This window comes from Thermosyntropha sp. (assembly GCF_017656155.1).
Classification (GTDB): domain Bacteria; phylum Bacillota; class Syntrophomonadia; order Syntrophomonadales; family Syntrophomonadaceae; genus Thermosyntropha.
In genome coordinates this window covers 1-26,524 of record NZ_JACDOH010000005.1, presented here as the reverse complement: position 1 = coordinate 26,524, position 26,524 = coordinate 1, and the positions used below count along the sequence as shown (strand labels likewise).

Genomic DNA, 26,524 nt, shown 5'->3' with positions numbered 1-26,524 from the left:
GTCAACATAAAGGGAGAGAGAATTATGGGGATAAATTTAGTCATGCAGGAATATGAAGTTTTACGCAATGAGGCAAAGTGTATAGGTTGTAAAATATGTGTCAATCAATGTGCTAATAATGTGCACAGATGGGATGAAGATTGGCAAATGATAATAAGTGATGATAAATACTGCGTAAATTGTCATCGATGTGTAGTTTTTTGTCCTACCGGCGCCTTATCTATAAGAAAGAACGCTAATGATTTTACTTTTAATGCCAATTGGGAAAACAGACACATTAAGAATATTTATCGCCAAGCCCAAAGTGGTGGGGTTTTGTTGACTGGAATGGGTAATGACCGGCCGTATCCGGTTTATTGGGATAAAATGGTTTTGAATGCTTCGCAAGTAACTAATCCTTCAATTGATCCTTTAAGAGAGCCTATAGAGCTAAAAGTTTTTTTGGGGCGTAAGTCGGCGTTAAATGAAAAAGATGAGGTATTTAAAGATGATATATTTCCCTGGCTGGAGCTGGATTTGCCCGTGATGTTTTCAGCTATGTCTTTCGGGTCGGTCAGTCTTAATGTTCATAAGGCTCTAGCACGAGCGGCTGAAACTATGGGAACTTATTGGAACGCGGGAGAAGGGGGAGTGCATGCTGACTTAAAGAAGAGTATGAACCACACTATAGTTCAAGTAGCTTCCGGAAGGTTTGGAGTTAATCCTGCAATGCTGAAAGAGGCTGCAGCGGTGGAAATAAAGATAGGACAGGGAGCAAAACCTGGCATAGGAGGACACCTTCCGGGTGAAAAGGTAGGTCAGGAGGTGGCTGATACCCGTATGATACCTGTAGGCAGCGATGCTATATCTCCTGCTCCTCATCATGATATTTATTCGATTGAAGATTTAAAACAGCTTATTTTTGCTATAAAAGAAGCTACTGATTATAAAAAACCGGTAGCAGTTAAAGTTGCGGCTGTTCATAATATTGCGGCTATTGCTTCAGGAATTGCCAGGGCAGGTGCAGATATTATCGTTATTGATGGTTTCCGGGGTGGAACTGGTGCAGCTCCACAGGCTATACGCGATAATGTGGGAATTCCGATTGAATTTGCTTTAGCTGCAGTAGATCAGCGTTTAAGAGAGGAAGGGATAAGAAACGAGGTTTCTATTGTGGTTGCTGGAAGTATTCGCAACAGTTCAGATATAGTTAAGGCTGTTGCTTTAGGAGCTGATGCTGTGTATATTGGAACGGCTGCTCTTATTGCACTTGGCTGTCACATGTGCCAGAAATGTTATACCGGAAAATGCAACTGGGGAATTGCTACCCAGGATCCGAAATTGGTAAAAAGGCTTAATCCGGAAATTGGAGCGCGTAAATTGGTTAATCTCCTTACTGCTTGGCAACATGAAATCAAGGAAATGCTGGGAGGTATGGGGATAAATGCAATAGAAAGCCTTAGGGGAAACAGGCTAATGTTAAGGGGGATAGGGCTTAATAAGAAAGAGCTTGAAATTTTAGGCATAAAGGCAGCAGGTGAATAGGAGGTTTTGTTATATGAAAAAAGTTTATGTGATAGAAGATTTTTGCATAGGTTGTGGAACTTGCATGGTTTATTGTGCAGCTGCCCATTCAGAATATCCGAAAGACCTACTTAAGGCATTTAAATTATCGTCCTTAAAACCTGTTCCCCGGTTATTTATTGAGGAAGAAGAAGGCAATTCTTATTCTTTGATGTGTAGGCATTGTGATGAACCTTTATGCGTGTATTCGTGTATAAGTGGAGCTATGTTTAAAGATAACCGAACGGGGGTGGTGAAAGTTGATAAAGAAAGATGTGTAGGATGTTTTACCTGTGTAATAGCCTGTCCCTATGGTTTTATAAGGGAAGGGAGTGAAAACGGCCGATCTCTGCCTTTGAAATGTGATTTATGTAAGGATAGCTTTGATATGCCCCAATGTGTTGAGCATTGTCCAAATGAGGCTTTAAGGTATGGGGAGGAATAATTATGCGTTATGTAATAATAGGTAATTCAACAGCAGCCATTGGAGCGGTAGAAGGAATAAGGGAAATAGACAAACAAGGGGAAATAATAATAATCTCTGACGAAGTTTATGAAGCTTACTCACGTCCTCTGATTTCTTATTATTTAAGTGGGAAAATTATTGAAAAAAACATATATTATCGGGATAAAAATTTTTATGTCCAGAATGGGGTAGCCTTGCATACAGGGCAAAGCAATGTTCAAATAAATCCGGAAACAAAAATTGTATGGATTGAACCAGGTTCAGAGCAAATTCATTATGACAAATTGCTGATTGCTACTGGAGGAAAACCTGTTGTTCCTGATTTTTTGAATGGTGGTTATGATAATGTTTTTTTGTTTCATAGTTTTGATGATGTAAAAAAAATAGATGACTTTTTAAAAAAAGCGGGCAAAAGGCAAAATGTTGCAATAATAGGGGGAGGATTAGTAGGACTTAAAGCAGCTGAGAGTATGTTTTTTAGAGGACAGGATGTTGCAGTAGTGGAAGCAGGGGATTGTTTGTTAAATTCTATTTTGGATTTGAAGGCTGGAAATATAGTTGAAAATTATCTAAAAAGGCGTGGAATCAGCATATTTATACAGAATATAGTGGAAGAAAAAGAGGGAGAAGATAAGCTTGAGCGGCTTATATTGAGCGATGGAACGATTTTAGAATGTGATATGGTTATAGCTGCTGCTGGTATAAAACCTAATTATGCCTGGCTTAACCTTAAGAATTTAAAAGTTGATAAAGGTATTTTAGTTGACGAGTATTTGCAAACTTCTATAGATGGAATATATGCAGCCGGTGATGTTGCCCAGGCTTATGAAATTATTTCTGGGGAAAAGAAAGTTGTTCCCATATTACCTAATGCTTATATCCAAGGAAGGATTGCCGGCGCGAATATGGCAGGTGAAAATGTCAGATATAGAGGAAGTATTGCTTTTAATTCCATTCCTCTTTTAGGTTTAAATATTGTTACTGCCGGTCTTAGTAATTGTGACGACAGGGATTCAGAAATTATAGAGGAGTTTAGAGGGGAATTTAACTATAAAAAATTTATATTAAAAGATGATGTTCTTGTTGGGACTGTTTTGATAGGAGATATTTACCGATGTGGAATATATCGTTATTTAATTGAGAAAAAAATCAAGATCACAGATTTTAAACAGAGTATATTATCTCCGGAAATTTCATGGAGGCTCCTTGGAAGAGCAGAAGCCGGGTTTAAGGGGGGGACTTATTGATGGCTGTTTTTATAGATGGTGATAAGAAACATTTTCGCCAACTTAACGGTATGATTAAAGAGGCTTTGAGCTCTGACAAAAACGCGGTTATAAATAATGTTAACGGGCAGCGGTATATTGCAGCGGGTTTGGAAGGTGATTTCGACATTGTAATCAACGGGGTGCCGGGGAATGATTTGGGCATCTTTATGGACGGGCCTTTTATCAGGGTTTATGGCAATGTTCAGGATGGAGCTGCCAATACTATGAATGGGGGGGCTTTGGCAGTATACGGAAGTGCCGGAGATATTATATGTTACGGTATGCGTGGTGGCAGTGTGTATGTTAGAGATAATGTAGGGTATAGAGCAGGTGTGCATATGAAAGAATTCGGAGAAAAAAAACCGGTTTTGGTTATAGGAGGGACTGCCGGAGATTTTTTAGGGGAATATATGGCTGGAGGAATTATAATACTTATTAACCGGCAGGATGCTTGGCGGCCAGCTGGGTATTTTTGCGCCAGCGGTATGCATGGAGGAGTCATTTATATGAGAGGAAATGTTGAGGTTGGGCGGGATGTAAGAGTTGAATCTTTAGGGGAAAGGGATAAAGAGGTTTTGACATTTCATTTAGAGGTATATAAAAGTTTGTTTGAAATTAATTTAGAAAATGTAAAAATTGATGAGTTTAATAAGATAATAAGCACTGGAAACAGACCTTATAAAAAATTATATGCTGGAATTTAAAGTGAGGGTAGTTTTATGAAAGAAGGATATTTAGTATTAGAAAACGGTTTTGTCTTCAAAGGAGAGCTTGTAAGCGGAAGTGAAGCGGAGGGGGAAATAGTATTCAATACCAGCATGAATGGTTATCAGGAAATAATAACTGATCCTTCTTATGCCGGACAGATACTGGTTTTTACTTATCCTCAGATTGGCAATTATGGTTTTAATGAATATGATTTTGAATATGAGAAACCGGCTGTTAATGGAATTGTTTTATATGATTTTGCCGAACTTACGGGACATTATCAGAGCAAGTGGAACATGGAGCAATTTTTAAGAGAATATGACGTTGCCTGCATCCGGGGAATTGATACCAGAATGCTTACTCGGATTTTGCGTACAGAAGGCAGCATGGGAGGAGTTATATGTTCTAAGGTTGAGTCAATTGAAAAAGTAAGAGAAAGGGCTGCCAACAGTAAAAAGATGCTGGATGAGGATTTGCCGCGTAAGGTAAGCATAGATAAGAAGATGATTTATGGTAATGGTAAACAAAAAGTTGTAGTTTGGGATTTGGGCGTAAAAAAGAGTATTATAAACAAACTTTTCGATTATGACTGCACAGTAATAGTAGTCCCGGCATGGACTAAAGCAGAAGAAGTTATGGAGTTTGTCCCGGATAAAATTATTTTATCTAATGGGCCTGGGAATCCTAAAGTTTTGAATTATGTCCAAAGAGAACTGCAAAAGATACCAAATTATATTCCCATTCTTGGCATTTGTTTGGGACATCAGGTTTTAGCTTTAAGCACGGGGGCGAATACTTATAAAATGAAGTTTGGACACAGAGGGGGAAATCACACTGTTAAAGATTTAGAAAGCGGCAGGTGTTTTGTTACTGCCCAAAATCACGGATATGCTGTAGATAGAGGTTTGCTTGCTGAATTGGGATGGAAAATATGGTTTGAGGAATTGAACGATAAAACGGTGGAAGGTTTAAAACATAGATATTATCCGTATTTTACAGTGCAATTTCATCCGGAAGGGGCTCCGGGGCCTACGGATACCGCGTATGTTTTTGACTATTTTATGACAATTTAACAAAATGTATAACCTAGTTTGGTGCCAAATTACTCTTCATTTTATGGTAAAATAATAGCGAACTTTTACAAAGGGAGGGTATTATGAAGAAGGGTAATTTGGCATTTTTATTTATGTGGGGGCTTTTTCTAGTTATTTTTGTTTTTTGCAAATTACCAGTGGCGATTGGGACTGACGGAGAAGCCAACAAGTTGCCTGTTGAAAAATATGAAAAAGCTATAGTTTTAGAAGTTAATGAGGCCTCTTCCAGCCCGGAGCAGGATGAACATTATTTTACTGAACAGATTATTAAGGTAAAAGTGCTTACTGGAGAATACAAGGGAAAAGTAGTAGAAGCGCGCAACTCGCTTTCAGGGACTAGAGGATGGGATTTAATTGTTAAACCAGGAGATAAGGTAGTTCTCTATATAACAGAGGAGAATGGCAGGTTATCTGAAGTTTATATTGCGGATATGGTCCGTACATCTTATTTGAATTACCTTATTTTAGGTTTTGTTTTATCTCTTATTATTGTTGGCGGTATAAAAGGGATAAAATCATTGGTAGCATTGGGATTTACTATTTTGGCTATATATAAAGTTTTGCTTCCTTTTTTGCTTAAAGGATATTCTCCTATACCTGTTACTGTCATTGTGCTTGTGGCGGTTACCCTTTTGACTATGTTCATTGTAGGGGGAATTTCACGCAAATCTGTAGCAGCTACCTTAGGAACGGCAGGGGGAGTTGTTGTTGCCGGCTTAATTGCTATGTGGGTAGGAGATTTAGCTCATTTAACCGGTTATGCTACAGAAGAGAGCAGGATGCTTTTGTATGTTGAAAATTTGAAGGTTGATATGCAGGGACTCTTATTTGCCGGTATAATAACAGGTGCTTTGGGTGCTATCATGGATGTTGCCATGTCGATTGCCTCTTCTATTGATGAGATAAAAAAAGCTAATCCGGGTTTAAATAGACTGCAGCTTATGGGTGCAGGGATGAATGTTGGGCGTGATATTATGGGGACTATGGCCAACACCTTGATTTTGGCTTATACTGGTGGAGCTCTTCCTCTTTTGCTTTTATTGATGGCTTATAATACACCGGCAATAAGAATATTTAATACCGAGCTGATTGCTACGGAAATAGTGCGGGCATTAGCAGGAAGTATAGGACTTATAGTGGCGGTGCCTTTAACAGCGATTATTGCTGGTCTTCTTGCGGAAAAGGAAGCTCAAAACTACAGCAGCAGGATTGAAGATTTTTAGTATAAACATTCTTCAAATGAGATGGAAAAGACTTGGTCTATGTTCTGGGAATATATGGCTTTTGTGAATCTGTGGTCGATACGGGAGATTTTTGAACAGATAAAAAGGGTGGAAAAGGGCTGGTATCTTAAAAAGAGCTGATTTTACATTTTTTTTTAGAGTGTTAATATATAATTAGGGCTATTATCTAAAGAGGGAGTAAAAATGGATAAAAAGATAAATGCCAAGCTTAAAGAGAATAACTACAAGCTTACCGAACAGCGGGAAGCTGTTTTAGAGGTTATGATGGATAACCGTGGTAAGCATTTAAGTGCGGAAGAAGTTTTGCAGGAGGCAAGACGAAAACTTCCCAATATTGGAATGGCTACGGTTTATAGAACTTTGGAAAAACTGGCCAGCATGAATATTTTGTATAAAACTATGTTTGAAGGTGGTAAATTCCGCTATGAGCTTTCTGATGATGAAAGTCACCGGCACCATCATATAGTTTGCCTTAAATGTGGCAAGATTTATGAAGTTGAAGAAGATTTACTGAATGGACTGGAAAAAAAATTGGAGAATCGTGGTTTTGAAATTGTTGACCATGAGCTGAAGTTTTATGGATATTGTCCTGAGTGCCGAAATTCCTCGACGAAATAATCTTTTTTTATAGGAATTTTTTGATAATGATTATTAATATTATCGCATTGGGACGGCAAGACAGGTAGTAGTTATGTAGGTATTATACTTAATTTAATTTTGCCGGCACAAAAAGGAGGGACTATGAATGACAGTAAATGAAATGACTCCAGGCCAAAAGGCAAAGGTAAAAACTATAAAGAAAGGTGTTCAGGGACAAAGAAAACTTTTTGAAATGGGATTGGTACCGGGGACTGAATTAAAGCTTATATCGCGTCATCCATTTAACGGGCCTGTGGTTTTGGAGATAGGAAGAACCAGGCTTGCTTTGGGGAGAGGAATGGCAGATGCTGTAGAGGTAGAATTGTTACAAAACTAGAAAAAATAATGGATGAAAATTTTGTATCATATTTTTGGTTTTATATAATTGATATGACATTATTGTAGAGTTGAAATTTTTTGATTTTATTTTTATTATGAGTATTAGTAGTTCATTGAAGTATAACAAAAAGTTATGTTAAAATATTGTTCAATATTATGTGCAGCTTTGGAGGGCAATAAATGTTAGAAATTAAAAATATAACCATGGCTGTCGATGACCATGGTGAAAATAAAGAAATACTTAAGGGAATAAATATAAAGTTTGAACCTGGTAAACTTTACGGAATAACTGGTCCTAATGGTGGGGGAAAGACTTCTTTGGCAAAAGTTATTATGGGGATATATAAGCCTACTGAAGGACATATTTATTTTGATGGTGAAGATATAACCGATCTTTCGATAACGGAGAGGGCAAGAAGAGGGATTGCTTATGCTTTTCAGCAGCCTCCGCGTTTTAAAGGTCTTACTGTACAGGATTTACTTAAGATTGCCAAACCTGATATAGATAATAATCTCCTGCGTAAAACTTTGCGTGATGTAGGTCTATGCCCTGAAGATTATTTAGAACGTGATTTAGATGCCAGTTTGAGTGGAGGGGAGATAAAGCGCATTGAAATTGCTCAAGTTTTAGTGAGAAATGCAAAATTAAGCATTTTTGATGAGCCGGAGGCAGGAGTTGATCTCTGGACTATACAGAAGCTTATACATATAATTATGAGTAATTATAAGAATAATGATAAGGCTATTGCCATTATTATAACTCATAATGAAAATGTTCTTCCGGTATGTGATGAGATAATTCTTATAAAAGATGGAGTTGTAGCTGCTGAAGGCAGACCAGATGAAATATGGCCGCTTATATGTGATGATATTGAATGCAAAAAGAGACAAGAATGTCGGGGAGAAATGATATATGAAATTAAATAATCTAGATTTTGATGTTTTAAATGCAGTTGCGAATTTAAAGAATATTCCTTCAGGAGCTGTTAATATTCGAAAAGATGGGGAAGCAGTTGTACGAAGTTCCTCTTCGAATATCAAGATAAGTTCACATCCTGAACATGGCGGCCTTGTGGTAGAGATAAAACCTGGAACTAAAAATGAAACGGTGCATGTGCCGGTAATACTTACTAAACCGGGAATGCGGGATAAAGTTTATAATACTTTCATTGTGGGAGAAGATGCAGAGGTAACTATAATAGCAGGCTGTGGAATCCACAATACAAGTCATAGCGATTCCAGACATGATGGTATCCATGAAATTATTGTCAAAAAAGGTGCCCGGCTCAAATATGCGGAAAAACATTATGGGCAGGGAGAAGGAAAAGGCAAGAGGATTTTAAACCCCTCTACAATTATCAGGATAGAAGAAGGAGCAAGTGCTGAGCTGGAAATGGTACAGATTAAGGGGGTTGATGACACTTTCCGCTCGACTGTTGCTTATATTGGAGAAAAAGGAAGCCTTAAAATTATAGAAAGGCTTCTTACTCATGGAAAGCAGAGAGCAGAGTCTGATATTAATATATATATAGAAGGAAAGGACGGCAATGCTCAGATCCTGTCCAGGTCAGTAGCGAAAGATTCTTCTGAACAGGTTTTTAAAGCATCTTTAACCGGTAAGACCTCATGTTTCGGACACGTCGAATGTGATGCTATAATAATGGACAACGCTAAGATTAAGTCGATTCCAGCGCTTATTGCAGAAGACTCTGATGCAGTTATGACTCATGAAGCTGCGATAGGCAAAATAGCCGGCGAACAGCTTATTAAGCTTATGTCCTTGGGTCTTACTGAAGAGGAAGCAGTTGAAACTATATTGAATGGTTTCTTAAGATAGGTGGGTGAATTAATGAATATTAACTTATTAAAAACTTACATTAAGGTAATCGAAACTCAGAATTTTTCAAAAACGGCTGAAGAGTTTGGACTTTCGCAGCCGGCAGTTACCAAACAGATACAGGCTTTGGAGGATATGTATGGGATTTTGCTTATAGAACGTTCGGGGAGAAAGTTAAAGCCGACGGAGGCAGGCGAAATTTTGTATCACCATGCAAAAGAAATAATAAAAGCAGTTGAAAAAGCTGAAAAAGCCATGGAGGAAGCTGCCGAAAGCCGTAAAGGAAAGCTTTATATCGGTGCGAGTACTATACCGGGACAGTATATATTGCCTTCTCTTTTAAAGAACTTTAAAGAGAAATATAATCATATAAGTATAAGTATGAATATAGGAGATACAGAAAAAATAATCAGCCAGATTGCTGAACGGGAACTGGATGTAGGAATTGTAGGAGGATGGATAAATAATCGCAAGATAGATGGTTTTAAGTGGCTTGAAGATGAATTGGTGGTGATTGTCCCTTTAAATCATGCTTTAGCTGAAAAGGATGAGATAGAAATCCCACAGATTTTATCTGAGCGTTGGATCTTCCGTGAAAAAGGGTCTGGCACCAGGCAGGCGGTTGAAGATCTCTTGACTGCTTATGATGTTAAGAAAGATGATTTAAATATTTATATGGAAGCTGGAAGTACAGAGGCAGTTTTGGCTGTAGTTGAATCAGGTATGGGAATATCTATTGTTTCGGTATGGGCATTGAAAAATCTTGAAGGGTATAGGAAAATTAAGGTGTTAAAGATAAAGAATCCTAAGGTTAAACGTTTTTTCTATGTTATTTATCCTAAACAGAAAACGCGTCGCAAGTCGGTGCAGGATTTTCTAAATTATATAAAAAATATAGATAAGAGCTTAGGTACCTAAGCTTATTTTTTTGCTTTTTAAAGGGAAAAATAGGTTTGCATTTTAAATGCCATTGTATATAATATTGCTATTGTTTGATCTGAATTTGATGTTAAATATTTATATGTTTTTTTATAAAGGAGGAAGGTAGATTGGAACTTTGGGTAACTGAATATCAGACTCCATTTTTGGGATTAACCTGTAAAGTGAAGGCTACGCTTAGAAATGAAAAGACTCCTTTTCAACATCTGGCAGTAGTTGATACCGAACAGTTTGGAAAAATGCTTTTATTAGACGGTATGGTAATGACTACGGAGTCTGATGAGTATGTATATCATGAGATGATTACCCAGATTGCTTTAAATTCCCATCCGCATCCGGAAAATGTGCTTATAATAGGAGGTGGAGACGGGGGGGCTTTAAGAGAAGTTGTGCGGCATCCGAAAGTGAAAAAAGGGACACTTGTCGAAATAGATGATCGGGTGGTCCAGGCTGCCCGCGATTTTTTTCCAGATTTGGCCTGTTCTTTTGATGATGCGAAAGCTGATGTTGTGATAGATGATGGGGTAAAGTTTGTCCAAGAACATGAAAACTTCTTTGATGTTATTCTTGTAGACTCAACTGAACCGGTTGGACCTGCAGTAGAGCTTTTTTCAGCTAATTTTTACCGTAATGTTTACAATGCGTTAAAAGAAGACGGCATTTTGGTAGTACAAAGTGAGTCACCTTTTTATAATAAAGATGTTATCCAAATGGCTTTTAAAGGTATAAAAAGTATTTTTCCGATTACCAAGCTTTATTTAGCCAGCATCCCTACTTATCCCAGCGGATTATGGAGTTTTACAGTAGGATCCAAAAAATATGACCCAGAAGTAGTTAATTATGTGCGTGATGATGCCGAATTGAAATATTATTCGGCAGAAGTGCATAAAGCAGCTTTTAAACTTCCGCCTTTTGTTAAAAAGATTATTGCAGGAGATGAGTAAAGTGAGTCTGTTTAAATTACCTTATTTAGAACAAAAAGCTGCTTTTATGGGAAATTCTTCTGACTTTACGGTTTGTGATAAGGTAATACTGGGTATTCCTATGGATTCGACTACCAGCTTCAGACCGGGAGCCAGATTAGCTCCGTATCGGATAAGAGAGGTTTCAGAGGGCATAGAAGAATATAGCATATATCAGGATAAATCTCTGGAAGATATAAATTTTTACGATGCGGGTGATATAGTAATTCCTTTTGGAAATGTAAAGGAAAGCTTAAAAAGGATAGAAAATGTGACCAGGGAAATTTTAAAGCAGGGGAAAAAAGTTTTTGCTTTAGGAGGAGAACATTTGGTTTCTCTTCCTCTTATAAATGCCTATCATGATTTTTATCCTGATCTGGTAGTTATCCAGATGGATGCCCACGCTGATCTGCGCTCCGATTATTTAGGAGAAGACTTTTCCCATGCTACGGTTATGCATAAAATAGCGGAAAAATTAGGCAAGAAGCGGGTATTTCAGCTTGGAATACGCTCGGGAACGAAAGAAGAAATGGAATATGCGGCTGAAAATACATGTATTTATCTAAATCAGCTTTTATCGGCTGCAAAAGATGTTAAGGATAAAATTGGAGATAAAGCGGTATATATAACCCTGGATATAGATGTACTTGATCCGGCTTTTGCTCCTGGAACAGGAACGCCGGAAGCAGGAGGTTTTTCTTCGCGAGAGCTTTTTGAAACCCTTGCTGTTTTTAAAGGATTAAATATAGTAGGTTTTGATCTGGTGGAAATTTCTCCACCTTATGAGCAGAATGACAACACATCGCTTTTAGGGGCTAAAATTTTGAGGGAAGTTTTGCTGGCTTATTAGTAAAACAAAAAGCGGAGATTTTAAATTCTCCGCTTTTTAAATTAGTAGTTTTCGCACATTACTTCATAATAGCCTTGAGGATGTGCACAGGCCGGGCAAATTTTCGGGGCTTCATTTCCTTCATGCACATATCCGCAGTTGCGGCATTTCCATTTTACCGGATGCGGCTTTTTGAATACGGTTTTATTCTTAACATTTTCTAAAAGCTTTCTGAATCTCTTTTCATGTTCCTCTTCTACTTCTGCGATTTCCCGAAAAACATCAGCGATTTCATCAAAGCCTTCTTCGCGGGCAATCCTTTCAAATTCAGGATACATGCTGGTGTGTTCGTGATTTTCACCGTTAGCTGCTTCTAATAAATTTTCTTCAGTGATCGGAATTGAACCTCCTACTAAGAATTTGTAAAGCCTTTTGGCATGTTCTTTTTCATTGTCTGCGGTTTCCTGGAAAATGGCGGCTATCTGTTTGTAGCCTTCTTTATCTGCCTGGCTTGCCCAGAAGGTATACTTGTTTCGAGCCTGGGATTCGCCGGCAAACGCTTCCCACAAGTTTTTTTCGGTGCGGCTGCCTTTGAGTTCCATAATTTATCCTCCTTTTTAATATTTGGTAATCCAGTTGGGATATACATAGATGAGATTACTGTCGTCTATCTGCTTGCAGATCAGATAATTGTTGAGGACTTCGACAATATTTTCTATATATTCTGAAGATGATTTTTCCAAATTATACACTTTAATTTCAAATAAGGCAATATCGGCTTCCATCCAGTTTAAAAGCTTAAGTTCCTCAAGACCTTCTTCCAGAAAGGCCAATTCGCTGTAAGGCATGGAAAAAGGAGCTTTAGATTTGCTTTTAATATGTTTTTCCATCATATTGATAAAGTGCTGCAGTTTTTGTTCTTTTTCCACTGTTATACAGTATTGAAAAAGTATATCATAAAGGTGCTGAGTGGTAATTATTGCTGTAACGTTGGGCAAAAGCAGGTGCTTTTCCAGCCTCAAAAACTTCAGCTCGAATTCTGACAGGTTTGTCATTTTGTCACTCCTTTTATTAGTCAGTTTTTTTACATGATATATTCTTTTTGGGGTTTTTGGCAATTATTTATTGCCCGTGGAGGTGAGAAATTGAGAAAGTTGAGAAATAAAAAAAAGGAACAGTTTTATTATGAAAAATACCAGATGATAGAAAAGCAGAGAATGAAAAATAATATTTTGGGTGTAGTTGTGCTCATTATGGTGATAATTTTATCCCTTGAGACCAAGGGATGTATAAATGTATTATAGAAACAATAAAAAGGGGATTTCCCCTTTTTATTGTTTAAAATAATCAATCTTCATGGCTTCACGGACTTCCTGCATAGTTTCTATGGCTACTTCATGTGCTTTAGCTGTACCAGTTTTAAGTATGTCTTTAATATCAGAAATGCTGTAATTTTTTCTTCTTTCATGCATAGGAGCCAAAAGCTCATTGATTTTAGAAGCCAGATTTTTTTTGCATGCTACACAGCCTATATTGCCTTGGCGGCAATCCTGTTCGATTTCCGGCACTTCTGCGGAATTAAATACTTGGTGATAAGTAAATACGGTGCATACTTCAGGATGACCTGGATCGTTTTTTCTTATTCTAGCCGGGTCAGTTACTGCATTCCAGACCTTTTGATTTACTACTTCAGGTGGATCTGCCAGAAAGATTGCGTTATTAAGGCTTTTGCTCATCTTAGCCTGTCCGTCTAAACCTATTAAACGCGGAATTTCGCCAACTATTATTTCAGGCTCTACTAAAACTGGAGCATAAAGTTCATTAAATCTCCGCACGATTTTACGTGTAAATTCGATATGAGGTATTTGGTCTTCTCCTACCGGAACCAAATCTGCTTTGAATATAGTTATATCAGCTGCCTGACTTACCGGATAGCCTAAAAATCCATAGGTCATGTCTTTGAAGCCGTGTTGGGCAGCTTCAGTTTTGATAGTTGGATTGTGGCGTAGCACATTGACCGAAGTAAACATCGAAAAATACATGGTAAGTTCATGTATTTCAGGAATCATGCTTTGGATAAAAATGGTTGCTTTATTTGGATCAAGTCCGGCAGCCAGGTAGTCAGAAGTTATCTGCATAACGCTATCATAAAGGCTTTCACCTTTTTCCCAGTGGGTGGTAAGGGCTTGCACATCTGCGATAATTATATAGCTTTCATATTCGTCCTGCAGCTTAACCCGGTTTTTTAAGCTACCTACATAATGTCCTAGATGAAGGCTGCCAGTAGGGCGATCACCAGTCAGTATTCGTTTTTTTATTTTTGGCATTTTAATTACCTCCTGTTTTTGCATATATCTAGTTTTAAAGTGTAATTTTTTTGGATATAATTTTTAGATATAGAGGCTCAAAAAATAATATATTTGACTGCTCGACTTTTTTAAAATAACATTATAGAGTGCGTTATGCAAGCCTTTCGCCTCCGGTAGATTTTATTTAAAAGTAAATTATGTTTACATATAATTGTTAAGTGTAATAATATGATTATAAAGATAAAAAAATAAAAATTTTGAGTAAAGGAGTTTGAGTTATGAACGATTTTTCCAATTATATATGTTTTAATATGCGTGCCGCAATGAAGAAGATTGATAAACATTTAACAGAAAAATTAGAATCATACGGAATAAGTATTCCGCAATCTTTTATTCTTTCCTGCCTTTTACAGGAGAATGGTCTTACTCTGAAGGAGATAGGCAATCGCACTTTGATCGATAGTTCTTCTATGACGGTTCTGGTAGATAAACTGGAAAAAGAAGAGCTGGTAGAAAGACAGCTTGATTCCCAGGATCGGCGTGCAATAAGGGTTTTTATCACTGATAAGGGCAGAGATATTGCCGAGAAGATAGTAAAATTAGCTGATGAATTTAATTCTCATTTATTTGAAATTTTAGGTGAAGATAACCAGAAAGAGTTTTTGCATGGGCTCAATAATATAATAAATGGGCTTGAATAAAAAGGGATTCGAGATTGAAGGTGGAGATGACATAATTACAAAAAAATCTGCTTAACTTGAAAGCAGATTCAAAAGCTAAAAATGCATAAAAAGCAGGAAGTTTGATATTTAACTTCCTGCTTTTTATTTTGTCGATAGCAGAGAGTGAATGGTTAAAGTTAACGCATACGCCATCAGGTATCCGGCAGGAATTATGCCAGAATCGTTGAATATGAGGGCAGTAATTGCTCCGGTTAAAAGTCCCTGTATTCCCGCAAATATTACAGGATTATTATTTTTAAGTTTTATAGCTAATGATGAAGGTTTAAGTATCAGTGCAGATACAGTCAAAATTAAAAACAGTAAGATCCAGCCTAATTTTGTATAGTTGATTATTTTTAAATGAAGATAGAGTTTTTGTTTGATTATATTTAAAGCTTCTTTATAACCTTCATTTATGACTGCCCGAAAGCTGTTGCCTAAATGAGACTGCTGGTTTACGGGCATCCTTAAATCAGATATTAGCATAGAGCTAATTATAGCAATAGTTAAAGCAATTATTAAAAGTATATCTTTTGCTTTTAGTTGCCGGTTATTAAGATTAAACCAGGTAAAGCTTAATGAAATACAGGCAGTTATGGTTCCGCCTACGTTTATTCCTATATGAGGAGAAGAAAGCAAAAATATAACCAGTGCGAAAAGCGAAAAAATTAAGCATTTAGATAGCAAAGAATTGTTTTGGTTTTGTTTTAAGGCTGCCCATGTTATTGCAGAACCGATGAGTATACCCATGTATTCGTTACCTAAACCATAGTAGCGTATTCCGCTTATGAGTTGATAACTCATTATAGAATTTTTTATCAGTTCAAAGCCGCCAATCATATCAGCAGTTATTATAATGACGTTAATGGCTGTAACAACTGCTAAAGGAGATATTCTTAAGATTTTGGCAATGGTAAAGGACATTATCCCTATGAAAAGGCTTAGAATAAATGATATGATTATAAAAGACAAAAGACTGTTTATACTTAATAAGGGCATTACAAACAAAGTTGCCGGGATAGAAATCGGCAGAATTATAAAGAAATAAATCAGTTTTCTGAGTTTTTTCTTTTTCAGCAGTATCAATAAAATCGCTCCAGAAAAAGATAAAAGAGCGATAATAGCATAAAAAGTAAGTATAAAAGGCTGGTTTACGTAGTTAAAAACAGCCTTTTTATTGATTTTGGTCAGTGTTTGTAAAGGATAAGAAACCGATATGGCGAAGACGGGGTCGACTTTTTCCGGGACGATACAGCTTAAAATAGAATCATGCAAATTGATTAAGGTTATTATTCCGTCACGCCGGGTGGAATAACTTGTTAAAATACCATTATATCCCGGCTTTTTTATGAAAACAGGGGTTAAAAGATTTTCAGGATTTTTTCCATTTAAGGAAGGAGCGATATTTATTATATAGCTGCAATGTTTGGTTGATTTATTATATTTTTCGATTTCGGCAATCGAACTATCGATATTTTTAAGTATTTTTTGCCTTTCTAGGCTATAGTTAGCCGGAGAGAAGAGTTTTGACATAGCTTCTAAGCGGTTTAGATCGCCATATTCTATTAAAATTACGCTTTTTTCTTTTATGTTTTTAATTTTATTATTTATGGCATCATAGTCTGTCCAGATAAAAACCGGCATATTTGGATCTCTAATGGTAGTAGATTGGTCGACAGCTCCTTTGTCGACCAATCCTTTTTTGTTCATAAGTATTATTGCGCCTGGACGATAATAATAGCCCGGGCGGTCAGCATTGCCGATTATATATGTGGTATAGCCGTGTTTAGATATTTCTTCCCCTAATTTTCCGACATCTCCTAGATTGCGTTTACGGTTATTTTTTTCTATTACAACAAACGAGCTTATAACTATATTTTCTTTTCCCGGTTTTATTCCTGTATTGCGGTAAAATACAGTTCCTGCATTTTCACCTTCGCAATTTTCGGCTGCATTATAGTTAAGATGAGAATTGGCGCTGCCAACGGCAGACTGTCCGGCAGATACGGTAGCACAGGCATTTTTAAAAGTGCGGTTTTTGGCAGCTGAAGTATTTAAAAGTCCTGTTGCCCATTCGTTTTGAATTTTCCATAAAAAAGGGGTATTAGTTGGAGTAATATCGCTTAGAGCGAGATTGTCTATCATATAGATTATTATTTTTTCGTTTTGGGTATTTCCATCAGTTTGAGCTTTAATATATTCAGGAAAGATGATCAGATTAAATATAAAGATAGCTATGAGAAAGTTAATAATCTTTTTCATTATAAATTCACCTTAACTTCTAAAATTTTATGCAGCTTTTTTTATAGTCAGCCACATGAGCGAAACCATATAAAACAGAATGAAGGATGCTGCAATTACTCCGGTATCGTTGACCAGAAAAACGGTTGCTGCAGCGACTGCGAGAATTTTTAGAGTCTGGTTTATATAAGGATGAATTTGTGAAATCTTAAGAAAAGCATCGCGTTTTTTAAGCTTCCAGAAAACGAGAACAGCTACTTCTGTTATAAGGACTAAAGTCCAGATCGATTTGTAAACGGTATTGACCAGTATGCCTAGTTTTATGCGAATTATAGAAAAGAATGCTTCTCTGCCTCCAGACAGGAGGCTTTGAATAGCTTTTCCTGCATGTGAAGGATTAGGATTAATAAAAGCATCCAGGCTAGCTATACCTACTACAGCAAGTACGGATACTATTCCTGCTATTATGATTTTTTTGAAATTAAGCTTATTTTTTTGCATTAACAGAAGAAAAATCCCTGTAGTAAATAAGGTGCTGATAAAGCCTCCTACATTAGCTCCCAACTTAGGATAACCTATTACCAGAGCGGTAAAAAGCAGGGGAATGCTTCCTAATAAAGCTTTCAAGTTCGGGTTAAGCTTAAGTTTATTTATTGTTAAAATTGTTGTTATTATGGCACAGGATAAAAGAATCCCCATATAGTCGTTTCCTATTCCATAAAATCTTCCGCCGGCTATTACATCAGAGCCCAAAGGTGAATTCAGCATTAAAGGTGAACCGCAAAATACATCTGATATAAGTAAAAAGACTGTGATAAAAGCAATGGTGAAAAAAGCTTTAAGAATATCAGGGCAAATTCTCAGAATTATGGCTGAGAGTAAAAACGCCAGCAATAAAGTTAATAATATAGATATGATTATAGAATTATAATTAGTAAAGCCTAAAAAAAGAAAAATTACTGGAATACAAAGTGAAGATATAATTAATCGATCGAGTAACGGATAAAACTTGGTATTTTTTTTGTTTATTACAAAATGTCCCAATAATATAACTGCTAAGGCGAGGAGCATGAAGCTTATGTTTAAAGGTTTTCTATTGGTTCTTAATTGTTTGAAAAATGTAAGTTTTTGTTCTAAAAGGCGAAGATTATTATCCACGTTGTTTACAATTTGCATTCCCTGATTGCTTGGCACTATATTACTGTCTAGATAAGCGAATATAGAAGGCAAGACATCAGCACTGGCTACTATACCTTCACGCCGGGTAGTAGGAGATGTTAACAACCCTTTTTTATTGTTGGGATAATGGACTATTATAGGGGTTAATGCAAAGTTTCCTGCTTCTACCATTTGCGCACTGGGATTAGGAGTTATAATTACCAGCATGGTTTTGTCAAAGTTGATTTTTTGAAGAATTTGACCTATTAGCTGGTCATTGCGTTCTAAAGCTTGCTCGCGTTGTTTTCTAATTATATCTTCGGCAGCATTTGTGCGGTCTGATTCTATTCTGGTTGTGTCGCCTAGATCTATGAAAAGGATATCGCATTCAGGCAAATATTTTTGGATATTGTCCAGCATAGCTTTATGGTTGGTTCGCATTCCTCCCAAAGTAAGTGGACTTGTTTCTAGCAAATCCTGACTTACATTTCCGCATGGGACTATACCATCTTCGTCCATACCTAATAAGGCAATGTTTCGATTCAGACGGGAAAGCGTGTCTCCATTTCCTATAACACCTACTCTAAGATTGTTTTCACGGGCAATTTTACCTATTTGTCCGATTTCATAGGCTGGCGTGTACTTGCTGGCGGTATTTTTTAGCATTTCTGTATATATATTGACTACTCCATCAGAAGGAGGGATTCTACCAGTAAATAAGGAATATAAAGTTTCTGCCTTAGTAGTAACACTCTGATTTTTGAAAACATAAGGTAGTGCAGAGATTTCTTCATCAGTGTTGAAAGAAAGTTCTGCCCTGGATACAGTGCCTACTTTTGTTCCAACTGCTATAGACATATAAGAGCTTGATGGATTAAGATTTTTGCTTCTTATATTCATGAGACCAGTGCCGCTGTTTTCTATAAGTTTGTCTAAATTGGGAGTATGAGCTGAAATTAAATCGGAAACATCTATATAATCCATAACCAGTATTACAACTTTTTTATCAGGCTCGGTATTTTGTGCAGCTGCTGGTAATGGAAAAGCGATTATGGACATTATGCAAAACAGTAAGGTAATAATAATAGACAGTTTAACTTTTTTGTGCATTCTAATGCCTCCTATTTGAATTGTGAAAACAGATTGTTTTTTTGTTTAATCATTTGCTAATTATACAAAAATAAACTGGGAAAAAAAACTTTAGACAGTGATATAATTAGCTTCAGATTATTTTAATCCTGCATTTTAAGCGGTTTTTAATGACTATGCGAAAAAATTAATTTATAGTTGACTTTCCAGACAATTGTGCTAAAATTCTACATGTATCTTTATGTATTAAAGGAGGTTTGGGAAACCAAACGCAATTTCTGGAGGGAGGCGACATTATTGCAGGCTTTAGGGAGACACATTTTGGCTGAAATTTATGGATGTAAGTTTGAGGTATTAAATGATCTAAAGAAAATCGAAGATATCATGCTCAACGCTGCTTTAGAGGCTGGAGCGGAAGTCCGAGAATTTGTTTTTCACAAATTTAGTCCGCAAGGAGTAAGTGGAGTCGTTGTAATTTCAGAATCCCATCTTGCGATTCATACCTGGCCTGAATTAGGATATGCAGCTGTAGATGTATTTACCTGTGGAGAAAAAGTAGATCCATGGGATGCTTGTAATTATTTAGCGGAAAATTTTGGTGCTGAATATGTTAATGCAACCGAAGTAAAACGCGGTATTATAGAACAAGGTCAGGAAGAGCGCTTGGTGGCAAACATTTAGGAGGGATACTATTTTAGTTGACCGATGTAGATTAAAGAAGAGGAACGGTAAGTATCGTTAGTAGACCTTATTCGTTGGGAGGAAACGGATAAGGTCTATTTTATTTTTGGAAAAAACGCTTTTAAATAATTATTTTTCTGCTCTACAAGCTGGGTTTTTAATTTATAATAAAAACAATAATGATTGTTATTATAATTGCCATGTTGAAGGTCGAATTATATTCCAGCAGGTATCTTAATAAGATTAAGTATTCAGGTGATTTAAAGAGGGGGAAGGGGAATGAAACAGTCCGTAACATCAGGGGAACTGCAAAACGAGCTTAGAAAAGTTAATGAAGAATTTACAAACAGCTTTGTTATATGGCAGGAAGAAATTGAAAGATATGTTGAAAAATTAAGCCATGATCCTTTGTTGGATATCATTCCGGCTTTTGTGCTGGGTGTTTATAAATATGCGGGGATTGATAGGGATTTAAGTATTTCTATGGCCAATATTTTTAAGATTATTTATCTGGGAACCTGTATCCATGAAGGTGTTAAGGATAAAGAAGAAGGTCAGGAATGTGATCAGGAAATGCAGTTTTCTATTTTACTGGGAGATTATATATTTGGAAAAATACTTAAACTACTGATTCAGGTTGAGGCAACAGAACTTTTAGATATTTTTGCCGAATTAATATGCCAGATGAGTGAAGGATTAACTGTAAAATATAAAATGAAAACAGATCTACTGTATGAACTTAAAAATATATATGTTCCTATTTTTTCGGCAGCTTTTATTTCAGCAGCTCGCCTTTCAGGAAGTGATAAGAAAAAAGAGGAAGCTTACCGCAGACTGGGATGCAGTTTGGGATTTGCTGTATGTCTTTCGATAAGTTGTGATTATACGGAGTATCCCCCTCTTGTTCAGTTTTATATAGATGAAAGTATCAGGATTTTATCTGAATTAGAACCGGAAAATCACATTAGTTCCAATTATATTCAAAGGCTGCTTTTAGAAATCTGTTCTATTGATAGATCCAGGGAAAAAGCGGTGGTCTAAATATCATCGGGTGGAGGAAAGTAGATATGGCATATCAAGACCTGCGAGAATTTATAAGTGTTCTCGAAAAAGAAGGGGAACTTAAAAGAATAAAGGTTGAAGTTGACAGTGAACTGGAAATTACGGAAATAACCGACCGTGTATCTAAAGCTTATGGGCCTGCGTTGCTTTTTGAAAATGTTAAAGGATATAATATGCCGGTTTTGATTAATGCTTTTGGCAGTGTAAAGCGTATGTCTATGGCTTTGGGGGTAAAGAGTCTTGATGATATTGCCCAAGAAGTTACTGATTTGCTGGAGATTAAAGATAATGTTCCCAGATCGATGTGGGATAAAGTAAAAATGCTGCCTAAGCTGGCTGAACTGTCATCATTTATGCCTAAAATAGTAAAAAAAGCCCCTTGTCAGGAAGTAGTTGATTATGAGCCTTCGCTGGATATTTTGCCTATTCTTAAATGTTGGCCTAAGGATGCCGGAAAGTTTATAACTTTGCCTCAAGTTTATACTAGAGACCCTGAAACTGGTAAAAGGAATGTCGGTATGTACAGGATGCAGGTATATGATAGCCAAACTACTGGAATGCATTGGCATATGCATCATGATGGAGCAGAAAATTACCGCAAAAACTGCAAGTTGGGCAGGGCAACAGAGGTAGCAGTAGCTTTGGGAGGAGATCCGGTTATAACTTATGCAGCTACTGCACCTTTGCCTAAAGATATAGATGAGCTGATTTTTGCAGGTTTCCTTCGCAAAAAGTCGGTTGAGCTTGTTAAGTGCAAGACGGTTGATCTGGAAGTTCCGGCTGATGCTGAAATCGTAATTGAAGGATATGTAAACCCGGGGGAAACCAGAGTAGAAGGACCTTTTGGAGATCATACTGGATATTATTCTTTAGCTGGGGAATTTCCCGTATTTCATGTCCAATGCATAACTTACCGTCGTGATGCAATTTATCCGGCAACTATAGTGGGTAAGCCACCTCAGGAAGATTGTTATATGGCTTTGGCTACTGAACGCATATTTTTACCTCTTTTGAAATTCCAGCTGCCGGAGATTGTAGATATGCATTTGCCTATGGAAGGGGTATTTCATAACTGTGTTCTGGTATCTATTAAAAAATCATATCCCGGACATGCCCGTAAGGTGATGAACGCCTTATGGGGGATGGGACAGATGATGTTTGCCAAGTTTATTATAGTGGTAGATGAAGATGTAAATGTTCAGAATGTATCTGAGGTAATGTGGAAGGTATTTAATAATGTAGATCCGCGTCGTGATACGGTAATAGTAGATGGACCTTTAGAAGTTTTAGACCATTCGGCTCCTCTACCTTTATATGGTGCAAAAATGGGGATTGATGCCACTAGAAAATGGAGAAGCGAAGGGCACCTGCGTGAGTGGCCGGAAGATATAAAGATGTCTCCGGAAATTAAAGAGTTAGTTGACAAAAGATGGAGTGAGTATGAAATTGACTTATAATAAGATAAAGCTTTTTTTGGAAATGATAGATTTTAAACATACTCTTTTTGGTTTGCCTTTCGCTTATCTGGGAGCTTTTCTGGCTGTTATGGGGATGCCTACGATAAGACAGTTTTTCTGGATAACTGTTGCTATGATAAGTGCCCGGACAGCAGCTTTGTGTTTAAACCGCTTAATTGACCGCAAGATTGACAGGGCTAATCCGCGCACCAGGGACTGGGTAATGGCAGCGGGAAAATTATCGGTAAGGCGGGTATGGGTGGCAGTATTTATTTTTTTTGCTTTGCTTTTTTATTCAGCCTATCAATTGAATATGCTTTGTGTTAAGTTGGCGCCTTTGGCAGTGGCAGTTTTGTGGATTTATTCCTATACCAAGCGTTTTACCTGGTGGTGCCATTTAATTTTGGGATTGGCTATAGGCATGGGACCGATAGGTTCCTGGATAGCAATAACAGGAACTTTGGATTTTGCCCCTTTTATTATGGGATTAGCGGTTGCCTTCTGGATAGCAGGTTTTGATGTTATGTATGCATGTCAGGATATAGAATTTGATCGCTCTTATGGGCTTAAGTCTGTCCCCGCACGTTTTGGAGAAGTAGGTGCTTTAAGGTTTTCTGTCTGGTTTCATGTTTTGACTGTTCTTTTTTTTGTTATAAACGGTTTGTACTTTAAACTGGGATTATATTATTATTTTGGTATTGCTTTTGCTGCTTTTATCCTTTTATATGAACATCTTCTGGTTAGGCCGGGAAATCTTGATAAGGTCAATTTTGCATCTTTTGTTATCAACCGCTATGTAGGTCTTATTATTTTTGCCGCTACCCTTGTGGATATTTTTGTCTAGCCTATGAAAAAATAGTTTATAGCAAATGGATTTATCTAAGGAGGTAAAAACTTGAAAAGGTATGTAGTAGCTTTTACTGGTGCAAGTGGTGCAGTTTATGGAGTAAGATTGGTAGAAGAGCTTTTGAAACGTGAGTTCGAAGTGCATCTTATTATAAGCGACCCAGCTAAAATTGTACTTAATCAGGAGATGGGCTGGGAATTCGAAGGCAGTTTAGAAGAGGTTGTAAAAAGCCATTTTAACAGTGAAAAATTGTTTGTATATAACAATGCGGATATAGCTGCTCCTGTAGCCAGTGGATCATTTCTGATTGATGGAATGATTGTTATTCCCTGTACCATGTCAACCATAGCTAATATTGCCCATGGGGTTTCCAAGAATCTTTTGGAAAGGGCTGCTGATGTAATGCTTAAGGAAAGAAGGCCTCTTATAGTAGTTCCCAGGGAGACTCCTTTAAGCACTGTACATTTGCGCAATATGCTGTCTTTATCAGAAATGGGGGTATATGTAGTTCCAGCTATGCCTGCTTTTTATAATTTCCCGCAGAGTATAGACGATATGGTTGATTTTATAGTAGGAAAGGTTTTGGATGTAATAAGGATTCCTAATGATTTGTACAGAAGATATGAATAAATATATTTTCGATTTGGAATAAAACCGATATCTTTATATAATTAGTATAAAAAATTAGGCTTAAGGGGAAAGGTATGAGTTTTAATTTTTTTGTTCCGATAGAGAGAGAACTTGAAGTGGTGGAAAGAAATCTGATCTGTAATATAGATAGCAGTGTTCCTATTCTTAATGAAGCTTCCCAGCATTTGGTAAGCGCAGGGGGGAAAAGGTTGAGACCTGCTTTTGCACTTTTGTCTGCCAAAATTTTTAAGGATGATATAAATGACATTATTCCTATGGCTGTTGCTTTAGAACTTATCCATATGGCAACGCTGGTACATGATGATGTTATTGATGACTCTGAGGTAAGAAGAGGAACACAGACTGTAAAAAGCGGCTGGGGAAACCGGGTTTCCATCTACGCCGGCAATTATATTTTTGCCCGTGCATTATCAATAATAGCTTCATACGGACGAAATGATATTTTGGACATATTAGCAGATGCGAGTATGAAAATATGTGAAGGCGAAATTGTTCAAATGATGAGTTCTTTTGATATTACTAAAGGATTGAAAAATTATCTGCGCCGGATTGAACGTAAAACTGCTTTGCTGATTTCGGTTAGCTGCCAACTAGGGGCAGTTTTGTGTAATGCAAATCAAAGAGATATCAATGCCTTAAAGCTTTACGGATATTATCTGGGGATGGCTTTCCAAATAACTGATGATATTTTAGATTATATTGCTGATGAAGAGGTATTAGGCAAACCTACTGGAAGTGATATAAGACAGGGGGTAATAACTTTACCTGCTTTATTTGCTTTAAAATATAGTTCTAAAAGGGAAGAACTGGCAAGATTGTTGGCTTCTCCGCAATTATGCAATGCTTATACCGACTATATTATTGAGGCTGTTATAGATTCAGGTGGGATTGATTACGCCTATGAGGTAAGCAGCCGTTTTGCTTTTAAAGCGCAGAAAGAGCTTGCACTTTTGCCTGATGTGGAAGTGAAAAAAAATTTGTCCGATATAGCTGATTTTATTCTTCAACGTAATTATTGATGTGGAGAAAGAGGGGGAGGGTTTGTGGTTTTTAGAGATCTTTCGCCTGAGGACAGGCAAACTATAATTGAACATTTGGAAGATTTAAGAAAAGCACTCCTTATAAGTGTAATAGCGATTATTATTGCTGCTGTTTTTTCTTTTTATTATAGTGAACAGATACTTGCCATAATTATGTCTCCTCTGAAATCGCTTAACGAAAATCTGGTGGTAACAGGAGTTACCGAGGCTTTTTTTGTTAAGCTTAAATTATCTTTTATTGCCGGATTTATAATAGCTTTTCCCATAGTAGTATGGGCTATCTGGCGATTTGTAAAACCTGCACTTTACCCCCATGAACGGAAATATGTGTATATCCTTTTTCCTGTAACTGTGCTACTTTTTGCCGGTGGGGTTTTATTTGCTTATTTTGGGATTTTGAAGCTTATCCTCAACTTTTTTATCTATATTGCTGGCGAAAATCTGGAAACTATGTTTAAGGTAGATCAGTATGTTTCTTTTGTCCTGGCTTTTACTATTCCTTTTGGGATAGTGTTTGAGCTACCGGTAGTAGTTTTTTTCTTAAGCAAGCTGGGGATTATAAGTTATGAATTTATGGCCAAAAACCGGAAATATGCCTTGCTTATAATAGTCATACTAGCGGCAGCCTTAACTCCCGGACCAGATCCTTTTTCTCAGATAATGATGGCAGTACCTGTGTATCTGCTATATGAAATAAGTATCTGGATTACTAAGATAGCTGAACCGAGTGAAGAAAGAAAACAAAAGATGGAAGAAAGGCGTTTGAAAAAACAAAAACAAAAAAATAAAGATTCGAATATTGATTAAGCCTTTAGCTTTACAAAATTCACGCTTTTTGTCATAATAGCAGTAACAATTTAATCTTTAAAATATCAGGGTGGTAGTGGAGGAACTGTTAACTTAAAATGATGAAAAAACTCACGCAATCATAGAAAACCAGCGATTATGTTTAAATTTTGGTGTAAAACCAGCAACTTCAGCCGGAGACCAGTTATTTAAACCCGAATGTGGTCGGGCGAAGTTATAACAGGTTACCCAAAAAGAGATTAAAGCTACAGCACTATTGTAGGATTTAAAGCCGCGAAGTTTCTTGTACCAGTCTTTAAAAGTGCCCATAAAGCGTTCAAGAGTATTATTAGAGATAAGGTCTTCGAAAGAGTTAACTCTAATATGCTCGGCATGAGGGCAATCAGCATAGAAAGCAGAGACATAAGCTGGGTAACGATCTGTAATCAAGACAGCAGGTTGAGTTTGAGAATTACGGATAGCAGCGCGCAAGAGTCGTATAGCTTGGATCGTATCACGATAAGGTGATAAGTGCCAGGCTAAAACGACGCGGGTTTCGCTGCATAAAGCAACCCAAAGGTAATATTTTTTACCAGCTACCTTAACAACAGTTT

Annotated in this window: 29 protein-coding genes; 23 read left to right on the top strand and 6 right to left on the bottom strand. The window is 37.0% G+C overall.

Features of this window, described 5'->3' with window-relative positions:
- The first annotated feature begins 24 nt into the window (after window positions 1-24).
- The 14 genes from H0Z36_RS06080 to speB all read left to right on the top strand — a co-directional run bounded on the left by H0Z36_RS06080 (window position 25) and on the right by speB (window position 11,888).
- Window positions 25-1,524, top strand: coding sequence for a glutamate synthase-related protein (locus tag H0Z36_RS06080; RefSeq protein WP_296864459.1), 1,500 nt, complete (start codon window positions 25-27; stop codon window positions 1,522-1,524).
- Window positions 1,525-1,537: 13 nt separating this feature from the next.
- On the top strand, window positions 1,538-1,987 hold the full coding sequence (locus H0Z36_RS06075; RefSeq protein WP_296864457.1) for a 4Fe-4S dicluster domain-containing protein: 450 nt from the start codon (window positions 1,538-1,540) through the stop codon (window positions 1,985-1,987).
- 2 nt (window positions 1,988-1,989) lie between these two features.
- A complete protein-coding gene (locus tag H0Z36_RS06070; RefSeq protein ID WP_296864455.1) occupies window positions 1,990-3,255 on the top strand; it encodes an FAD-dependent oxidoreductase in 1,266 nt (421 codons plus the stop codon).
- Window positions 3,255-3,980 carry a hypothetical protein gene (locus H0Z36_RS06065; RefSeq protein ID WP_296864453.1) on the top strand — a complete coding sequence of 242 codons (726 nt, stop codon included), beginning with the start codon at window positions 3,255-3,257 and terminating at the stop codon, window positions 3,978-3,980. Before H0Z36_RS06070 ends, H0Z36_RS06065 begins: the two co-directional genes overlap by 1 nt.
- Before the next feature lie 15 nt (window positions 3,981-3,995).
- On the top strand, window positions 3,996-5,057 hold the full coding sequence (gene carA / locus H0Z36_RS06060; RefSeq protein ID WP_296864451.1) for a glutamine-hydrolyzing carbamoyl-phosphate synthase small subunit: 1,062 nt from the start codon (window positions 3,996-3,998) through the stop codon (window positions 5,055-5,057).
- Between the two features lie 83 nt (window positions 5,058-5,140).
- Complete coding sequence (locus tag H0Z36_RS06055; RefSeq protein WP_296864450.1) at window positions 5,141-6,301, top strand: YibE/F family protein; 1,161 nt, start codon at window positions 5,141-5,143, stop codon at window positions 6,299-6,301.
- 21 nt (window positions 6,302-6,322) lie between these two features.
- Complete coding sequence (locus tag H0Z36_RS06050) at window positions 6,323-6,442, top strand: DUF4491 family protein (RefSeq protein WP_296864448.1); 120 nt, start codon at window positions 6,323-6,325, stop codon at window positions 6,440-6,442.
- A 63-nt stretch (window positions 6,443-6,505) separates the two neighbouring features.
- Entirely contained in the window at window positions 6,506-6,940 is a 435-nt protein-coding gene (locus H0Z36_RS06045; RefSeq protein ID WP_296864446.1) for a transcriptional repressor, read from the top strand.
- Window positions 6,941-7,067: 127 nt separating this feature from the next.
- Window positions 7,068-7,298, top strand: coding sequence for a FeoA family protein (locus H0Z36_RS06040; RefSeq protein WP_296864444.1), 231 nt, complete (start codon window positions 7,068-7,070; stop codon window positions 7,296-7,298).
- Between the two features lie 182 nt (window positions 7,299-7,480).
- Window positions 7,481-8,227 (top strand): ATP-binding cassette domain-containing protein, encoded by a 747-nt coding sequence (locus H0Z36_RS06035; protein WP_296864442.1) that lies wholly within the window; start codon window positions 7,481-7,483, stop codon window positions 8,225-8,227.
- The gene (locus tag H0Z36_RS06030; RefSeq protein WP_296864440.1) at window positions 8,214-9,137 is read left to right on the top strand and encodes a SufD family Fe-S cluster assembly protein; all 924 of its coding nucleotides are present in this window, start codon (window positions 8,214-8,216) and stop codon (window positions 9,135-9,137) included. The genes H0Z36_RS06035 and H0Z36_RS06030 overlap by 14 nt, the downstream gene beginning before the upstream one ends.
- Before the next feature lie 12 nt (window positions 9,138-9,149).
- Window positions 9,150-10,055, top strand: coding sequence for a selenium metabolism-associated LysR family transcriptional regulator (locus H0Z36_RS06025; protein WP_296864438.1), 906 nt, complete (start codon window positions 9,150-9,152; stop codon window positions 10,053-10,055).
- Between the two features lie 131 nt (window positions 10,056-10,186).
- Complete coding sequence (gene speE, locus H0Z36_RS06020; RefSeq protein WP_296864436.1) at window positions 10,187-11,020, top strand: polyamine aminopropyltransferase; 834 nt, start codon at window positions 10,187-10,189, stop codon at window positions 11,018-11,020.
- Window positions 11,013-11,888, top strand: coding sequence for an agmatinase (speB, locus tag H0Z36_RS06015; RefSeq protein WP_296864830.1), 876 nt, complete (start codon window positions 11,013-11,015; stop codon window positions 11,886-11,888). Before speE ends, speB begins: the two co-directional genes overlap by 8 nt.
- 41 nt (window positions 11,889-11,929) lie before the next feature.
- On the opposite strand, the gene rbr is transcribed toward speB, so the two are convergent.
- Complete coding sequence (gene rbr / locus H0Z36_RS06010; protein ID WP_296864434.1) at window positions 11,930-12,469, bottom strand: rubrerythrin; 540 nt, start codon at window positions 12,467-12,469, stop codon at window positions 11,930-11,932.
- A gap of 15 nt (window positions 12,470-12,484) precedes the next feature.
- On the bottom strand, window positions 12,485-12,922 hold the full coding sequence (locus tag H0Z36_RS06005) for a hypothetical protein (RefSeq protein ID WP_296864432.1): 438 nt from the start codon (window positions 12,920-12,922) through the stop codon (window positions 12,485-12,487).
- Window positions 12,923-13,012: 90 nt separating this feature from the next.
- Here H0Z36_RS06005 and H0Z36_RS06000 point away from each other — a divergent pair, with 90 nt between their 5' ends.
- A complete protein-coding gene (locus H0Z36_RS06000; RefSeq protein ID WP_296864430.1) occupies window positions 13,013-13,171 on the top strand; it encodes a hypothetical protein in 159 nt (52 codons plus the stop codon).
- Between the two features lie 27 nt (window positions 13,172-13,198).
- On the opposite strand, the gene trpS is transcribed toward H0Z36_RS06000, so the two are convergent.
- The gene (gene trpS / locus H0Z36_RS05995; protein ID WP_296864428.1) at window positions 13,199-14,194 is read right to left on the bottom strand and encodes a tryptophan--tRNA ligase; all 996 of its coding nucleotides are present in this window, start codon (window positions 14,192-14,194) and stop codon (window positions 13,199-13,201) included.
- Window positions 14,195-14,454: 260 nt separating this feature from the next.
- Here trpS and H0Z36_RS05990 point away from each other — a divergent pair, with 260 nt between their 5' ends.
- Window positions 14,455-14,877: a MarR family transcriptional regulator gene (locus tag H0Z36_RS05990; protein WP_296864426.1), complete on the top strand. Its 423-nt coding sequence runs from the start codon at window positions 14,455-14,457 to the stop codon at window positions 14,875-14,877.
- 123 nt (window positions 14,878-15,000) lie between these two features.
- On the opposite strand, the gene H0Z36_RS05985 is transcribed toward H0Z36_RS05990, so the two are convergent.
- A complete protein-coding gene (locus H0Z36_RS05985; RefSeq protein WP_296864424.1) occupies window positions 15,001-17,160 on the bottom strand; it encodes a hypothetical protein in 2,160 nt (719 codons plus the stop codon).
- A gap of 27 nt (window positions 17,161-17,187) precedes the next feature.
- On the bottom strand, window positions 17,188-19,407 hold the full coding sequence (locus H0Z36_RS05980; protein ID WP_296864422.1) for a hypothetical protein: 2,220 nt from the start codon (window positions 19,405-19,407) through the stop codon (window positions 17,188-17,190).
- Between the two features lie 276 nt (window positions 19,408-19,683).
- Between H0Z36_RS05980 and speD the strand changes: the two genes are divergently transcribed.
- The 7 genes from speD (at window position 19,684) to tatC (ending at window position 25,931) form a co-directional block, all read left to right on the top strand.
- Window positions 19,684-20,067 (top strand): adenosylmethionine decarboxylase, encoded by a 384-nt coding sequence (speD, locus tag H0Z36_RS05975; RefSeq protein ID WP_296864420.1) that lies wholly within the window; start codon window positions 19,684-19,686, stop codon window positions 20,065-20,067.
- 279 nt (window positions 20,068-20,346) lie between these two features.
- Complete coding sequence (locus H0Z36_RS05970) at window positions 20,347-21,108, top strand: hypothetical protein (RefSeq protein WP_296864418.1); 762 nt, start codon at window positions 20,347-20,349, stop codon at window positions 21,106-21,108.
- 26 nt (window positions 21,109-21,134) lie between these two features.
- On the top strand, window positions 21,135-22,586 hold the full coding sequence (locus tag H0Z36_RS05965; protein ID WP_296864416.1) for a menaquinone biosynthesis decarboxylase: 1,452 nt from the start codon (window positions 21,135-21,137) through the stop codon (window positions 22,584-22,586).
- Window positions 22,576-23,430, top strand: a complete 855-nt coding sequence (locus H0Z36_RS05960; protein WP_296864414.1) for a UbiA-like polyprenyltransferase — start codon at window positions 22,576-22,578, stop codon at window positions 23,428-23,430. The genes H0Z36_RS05965 and H0Z36_RS05960 overlap by 11 nt, the downstream gene beginning before the upstream one ends.
- Before the next feature lie 51 nt (window positions 23,431-23,481).
- Window positions 23,482-24,063, top strand: a complete 582-nt coding sequence (locus H0Z36_RS05955; RefSeq protein WP_296864412.1) for a flavin prenyltransferase UbiX — start codon at window positions 23,482-23,484, stop codon at window positions 24,061-24,063.
- A gap of 74 nt (window positions 24,064-24,137) precedes the next feature.
- Complete coding sequence (locus H0Z36_RS05950; RefSeq protein ID WP_296864410.1) at window positions 24,138-25,103, top strand: polyprenyl synthetase family protein; 966 nt, start codon at window positions 24,138-24,140, stop codon at window positions 25,101-25,103.
- 24 nt (window positions 25,104-25,127) lie between these two features.
- Window positions 25,128-25,931 (top strand): twin-arginine translocase subunit TatC, encoded by an 804-nt coding sequence (tatC, locus tag H0Z36_RS05945; RefSeq protein WP_296864408.1) that lies wholly within the window; start codon window positions 25,128-25,130, stop codon window positions 25,929-25,931.
- 111 nt (window positions 25,932-26,042) lie between these two features.
- On the opposite strand, the gene H0Z36_RS05940 is transcribed toward tatC, so the two are convergent.
- Window positions 26,043-26,524, bottom strand: a 482-nt coding sequence (locus tag H0Z36_RS05940) for a DDE-type integrase/transposase/recombinase (RefSeq protein WP_296864406.1), incomplete at its 5' end; no start/stop codon positions are given.

Excerpts from the sequence above, each read along its gene's own strand:
- H0Z36_RS06080 (WP_296864459.1), top strand. The coding sequence starts at position 25 with ATGGGGATAAATTTAGTCATGCAGGAATATGAAGTTTTACGCAATGAG.
- H0Z36_RS06075 (WP_296864457.1), top strand. The coding sequence starts at position 1,538 with ATGAAAAAAGTTTATGTGATAGAAGATTTTTGCATAGGTTGTGGAACT.
- H0Z36_RS06070 (WP_296864455.1), top strand. The coding sequence starts at position 1,990 with ATGCGTTATGTAATAATAGGTAATTCAACAGCAGCCATTGGAGCGGTA.
- H0Z36_RS06065 (WP_296864453.1), top strand. The coding sequence starts at position 3,255 with ATGGCTGTTTTTATAGATGGTGATAAGAAACATTTTCGCCAACTTAAC.
- carA (WP_296864451.1), top strand. The coding sequence starts at position 3,996 with ATGAAAGAAGGATATTTAGTATTAGAAAACGGTTTTGTCTTCAAAGGA.
- H0Z36_RS06055 (WP_296864450.1), top strand. The coding sequence starts at position 5,141 with ATGAAGAAGGGTAATTTGGCATTTTTATTTATGTGGGGGCTTTTTCTA.
- H0Z36_RS06050 (WP_296864448.1), top strand. The coding sequence starts at position 6,323 with ATGGAAAAGACTTGGTCTATGTTCTGGGAATATATGGCTTTTGTGAAT.
- H0Z36_RS06045 (WP_296864446.1), top strand. The coding sequence starts at position 6,506 with ATGGATAAAAAGATAAATGCCAAGCTTAAAGAGAATAACTACAAGCTT.
- H0Z36_RS06040 (WP_296864444.1), top strand. The coding sequence starts at position 7,068 with ATGACAGTAAATGAAATGACTCCAGGCCAAAAGGCAAAGGTAAAAACT.
- H0Z36_RS06035 (WP_296864442.1), top strand. The coding sequence starts at position 7,481 with ATGTTAGAAATTAAAAATATAACCATGGCTGTCGATGACCATGGTGAA.
- H0Z36_RS06030 (WP_296864440.1), top strand. The coding sequence starts at position 8,214 with ATGAAATTAAATAATCTAGATTTTGATGTTTTAAATGCAGTTGCGAAT.
- H0Z36_RS06025 (WP_296864438.1), top strand. The coding sequence starts at position 9,150 with ATGAATATTAACTTATTAAAAACTTACATTAAGGTAATCGAAACTCAG.
- speB (WP_296864830.1), top strand. The coding sequence starts at position 11,013 with ATGAGTAAAGTGAGTCTGTTTAAATTACCTTATTTAGAACAAAAAGCT.
- rbr (WP_296864434.1), bottom strand. The coding sequence starts at position 12,469 with ATGGAACTCAAAGGCAGCCGCACCGAAAAAAACTTGTGGGAAGCGTTT.
- H0Z36_RS06005 (WP_296864432.1), bottom strand. The coding sequence starts at position 12,922 with ATGACAAACCTGTCAGAATTCGAGCTGAAGTTTTTGAGGCTGGAAAAG.
- trpS (WP_296864428.1), bottom strand. The coding sequence starts at position 14,194 with ATGCCAAAAATAAAAAAACGAATACTGACTGGTGATCGCCCTACTGGC.
- H0Z36_RS05990 (WP_296864426.1), top strand. The coding sequence starts at position 14,455 with ATGAACGATTTTTCCAATTATATATGTTTTAATATGCGTGCCGCAATG.
- H0Z36_RS05985 (WP_296864424.1), bottom strand. The coding sequence starts at position 17,160 with ATGAAAAAGATTATTAACTTTCTCATAGCTATCTTTATATTTAATCTG.
- H0Z36_RS05980 (WP_296864422.1), bottom strand. The coding sequence starts at position 19,407 with ATGCACAAAAAAGTTAAACTGTCTATTATTATTACCTTACTGTTTTGC.
- H0Z36_RS05970 (WP_296864418.1), top strand. The coding sequence starts at position 20,347 with ATGAAACAGTCCGTAACATCAGGGGAACTGCAAAACGAGCTTAGAAAA.
- H0Z36_RS05965 (WP_296864416.1), top strand. The coding sequence starts at position 21,135 with ATGGCATATCAAGACCTGCGAGAATTTATAAGTGTTCTCGAAAAAGAA.
- H0Z36_RS05950 (WP_296864410.1), top strand. The coding sequence starts at position 24,138 with ATGAGTTTTAATTTTTTTGTTCCGATAGAGAGAGAACTTGAAGTGGTG.